The sequence below is a fragment of the uncultured Thiocystis sp. genome (assembly GCF_903866365.1).
In the GTDB taxonomy this organism is placed as follows: Bacteria; Pseudomonadota; Gammaproteobacteria; order Chromatiales; family Chromatiaceae; genus Chromatium.
Map to the genome: position 1 here is coordinate 1 of NZ_CAIPNF010000491.1, position 3091 is coordinate 3091.

The 3091-nt window shown below is 58.3% G+C and carries 4 protein-coding genes and 1 pseudogene; 4 read left to right on the forward strand and 1 reads right to left on the reverse strand.

Annotation, left to right across the window (positions count from 1 at the left end; translation table 11 throughout):
- Positions 1 to 742 precede the first annotated feature (742 nt).
- The 3 genes from mobI (at position 743) to QZY07_RS26650 (ending at position 2662) form a co-directional block, all read left to right on the forward strand.
- On the forward strand, positions 743 to 1327 hold the full coding sequence (mobI, locus tag QZY07_RS26640; protein WP_295409360.1) for a conjugative transfer protein MobI(A/C): 585 nt from the start codon (positions 743 to 745) through the stop codon (positions 1325 to 1327).
- Between the two features lie 263 nt (positions 1328 to 1590).
- Positions 1591 to 2418 (forward strand): hypothetical protein, encoded by an 828-nt coding sequence (locus tag QZY07_RS26645; RefSeq protein ID WP_295409352.1) that lies wholly within the window; start codon positions 1591 to 1593, stop codon positions 2416 to 2418.
- On the forward strand, positions 2402 to 2662 hold the full coding sequence (locus tag QZY07_RS26650) for a hypothetical protein (protein ID WP_295409355.1): 261 nt from the start codon (positions 2402 to 2404) through the stop codon (positions 2660 to 2662). The genes QZY07_RS26645 and QZY07_RS26650 overlap by 17 nt, the downstream gene beginning before the upstream one ends.
- 13 nt (positions 2663 to 2675) lie before the next feature.
- Here the strand turns inward: QZY07_RS26650 and QZY07_RS26655 are convergent, their stop codons facing one another.
- The gene (locus QZY07_RS26655) at positions 2676 to 2930 is read right to left on the reverse strand and encodes a hypothetical protein (protein ID WP_295409357.1); all 255 of its coding nucleotides are present in this window, start codon (positions 2928 to 2930) and stop codon (positions 2676 to 2678) included.
- Between the two features lie 58 nt (positions 2931 to 2988).
- On the opposite strand from QZY07_RS26655, the pseudogene QZY07_RS26660 reads away from it, so the two are divergent.
- A pseudogene (locus tag QZY07_RS26660) lies at positions 2989 to 3091 on the forward strand (IS1595 family transposase); the annotation flags it as partial.

Sequence of the window (3091 nt, forward strand, 5' to 3'; positions counted from 1 at the left end):
GATCCGGATGCGGTCGAAAAAAGAATCAAGCAAATGCGGGTCAGGCATGAGCAAAGGCAAAAGGATATCGAGCGTTATTACAAGCTGACCGCGACGGGATAGTCAATGTGTTTGAATTAAAGTAACAAAGTAGAATTAATCACGGGTCACGTTTGGATAGCGATTGACGCGGATGCGCTTTGATCCGCGCAACGTCGCAATAGAAATCGCGCTGTTCATTCGATGTTGGCAGCCCTCATTCGGATATCTCCAGAGACATCTGCGCGCTTGAATCGACTGTCGGCGATTTCTCCAGGATTTAATCCTGAGCGTTTGCGCTCCATGGATGCGTTATTGATCATGGCAGGCATGACGGTCTGACGCGGTTTTCAATAAACATGCTTGTTTTCCGAATCATGGTCAGGTTCGTGTGTCATGCTTTACCATGACCTTCTCTTTGGTGAGAAATGACCGCCCGCTGCTATCGAAAAAATGCGATTAAAATGAATCGTCTTTGCAGATGATAATGCCCGGTCTTTTTGATATAATCAATGGCGATGAGGATGGTGAATCGCAGACAGATTACATTCCATATTGCAGATGACGGCATGGGCAATCTGACGGTACGGTCATCGTTGCGCGATGGATCGCAACGCGTGCGGAAACATCGGTCAAACGGTGTCTTGGGTCGATGTCCCACTCAGTTCCACCCGTGCAGTAGGGTGGAAACAGGGGGGGGTGAAAACAGGTGGGTAGAAACGTGATGGAGACGGCGATGGGTGGAAACGGGATGCGTGAGTCGAATGGCGAACAGGCGATCGCGCCACAGACCGAACCGAAAACACGGCATGACTGGATAGTGCACGCATTGAGAGACCTGCAATCTGACGTTCTCTCGCGTAGCACGGGTATTCTCGACGCGATGCGCGAAGAAGCCGAAGCGTCCAAAACCATGTATATTGAAAAGATGCTGGATGCACAGCGCGCTTACCCGCCCGCCGCACGCGGCAGTATCAGCGTGCGAGTCCGCAATAGCGCAAAATCGGGGCCTGGCATGTTTCAAATCGAGTGGTTTCGCGTGAAAGGACCGAAGCGCACGCATTATCTCAAGCGCGGTAAGGATCGCGATGGCAAAATTCGTCATGGCTATTCAATCAGAAGTTTCGGCCAGCTCACGGGGTGGGAGAAAGACTTGATTGATCGTCATGAGCCGCGATTTGAGCAACTGCGCGCGATTCAATCGCATCTCAGTCAGATTCGGATGCGTTTGAGAATGATCGAGCAGGAATGCCAAGCGCCGCTCAAAACGATGAAATTCGCTTCATTGGACGATCCGAACGAGGAATGAGAGGGGGCGGTCATCGCGAGCGCGCCTTGGCGGCGGCGACCGCCAAAGGCGCGGCGTGATGGACAGGCTGACCGTCTGTCCAGGCGGCTTGCCCCCAAGCGTTCCTCAGCGGCGACCCGCCGTTGGTCGGGTTGAGCGGCCATGCGGATGACGCGGACGATCCTTCTTCGTGACGTCCGATGGCGAGAACGCGCGCGATCGATCCCGTTCCGACACCGTCCTGCGCCAGACCTTCCCCTTCGATCGACACGGAGCCCCAACGGATGCCCCACGATGACGACCCCTTCACCCAGGCCCGTGCCCGCTTGCAGACACTGGCCCAACATCCGCCGCGCCGGTCGGCGGCCCAATCGCTGCGCGCTCTGTTGCCGGACATCGAGGCCGCCCAGCGGGCGGGGGCGTCGTCGACCGACATCCTCGCCGAGCTGGCCGCCGCCGGGATCGCGATCGCGCCCCGTACCTTTGCCAAGACGCTCTCGCGCATCCGGCAGGAACGGCGCGCTGGCGTGCCGGTCGCCACGCCGGCGCCGATGGCGGCTTCCGTGGCCACCCCAGCGCCGCAGGTTAGCCCGACGTTGGCGATCCCGCGCAGCAACCCCGCCTCCTATCAGGAGTTCAAGCACCGGACTTTCGAGTTCGATCCGTTGAAGACGTTCGAGGGTAAAGCGGCGCCAACCGATTTTGAGCGTCCCCTCAACCTGATGGGCGGAAGTCCAATGTTTCCCCGATCCGTTCGGTGGCGTGATGGCCAAAGCATTCGCCCGCGCAGTCGGTATCGAGACGGGCACCCACACCACGCCACGGAGCAGGTCAACGACATAGCGCGGACCATCCGACTCGATCCCGCTGGCCTTGTCGCCCGTCATCGCGGACCGCGCCATGATCTGCGATGCACTACCGGCAAGCGTGGTTCTGTTTGCTGTACCATCGGCGCACGACAAGCGAAACCAGGCCGCAATCGCCGATGCCCGCTCAAGACCGAAGCGGTCACCCTCCGCCTGACCCCGACACCAAGGGCGTTCTCCTCGCCCAGTCGCCAAGCAGGAGCGTTTCAGCCTGTCGAATTGGCTGGAGATGATCATTCGCGATGATCGCCGGCGGCGTGAGAAGTTTAGATTCGTCATCAACCATGGAGGAGCCCGCATGGCGACTTTGAACTCAACAATGGCTCGGGAATTTGGGGCGCGTCTGATCCAATTCGCCGACACGCTGGAGGATTGTTCAGCCCGCGAGCGCCTCCTGGCGCTGATGGACCGGACCAGTGCTGGCACCTTCCATCTGGTCGTCGTCGGGGAAATCAAGAAAGGTAAATCCAAGTGGGTATCGATGAGATAGCGCGGCGCTTCCATCAATCGCTTTCACCGAGGAGGGAACGGGCGATTTCGTGATTGAATTCCGGGCTGTCCCAGTCTGCGGCGGGCGGAGGTAGGTGCGACCATGCACCGGGCCGGCGTTGTCCCTGGTCCGTCCGCGAGTCTGGCGCTGCCGGAGTCTGATTCTCGTCCAACGGCCAGACAATGATCTCGGTCTTGTGGTGACGGAACGCTTCAGGGATCGGAATAAAGTCAGGCGTATCGTCATAAATCAGGCGGACGGGGTTCATGGTTGTTCTCTTTATTTCTGAAAGGGGGGTAGTCGGTTAGTGCCTCCTGTCGCAAGATGTGGGGGTGAATCCTACTGACCAATCCATATACCCGACCTTGGTGGCAGGGCGCGACTACCCGCGCAGTTACCGTGAGTTTGTCGAAATGTTCCCAGACGACC

Coding starts and splice junctions, on each gene's coding strand:
- mobI (WP_295409360.1), top strand. CDS start 743: ATGGAGACGGCGATGGGTGGAAACGGGATGCGTGAGTCGAATGGCGAA.
- QZY07_RS26645 (WP_295409352.1), top strand. CDS start 1,591: ATGCCCCACGATGACGACCCCTTCACCCAGGCCCGTGCCCGCTTGCAG.
- QZY07_RS26650 (WP_295409355.1), top strand. CDS start 2,402: ATGATCATTCGCGATGATCGCCGGCGGCGTGAGAAGTTTAGATTCGTC.
- QZY07_RS26655 (WP_295409357.1), bottom strand. CDS start 2,930: ATGAACCCCGTCCGCCTGATTTATGACGATACGCCTGACTTTATTCCG.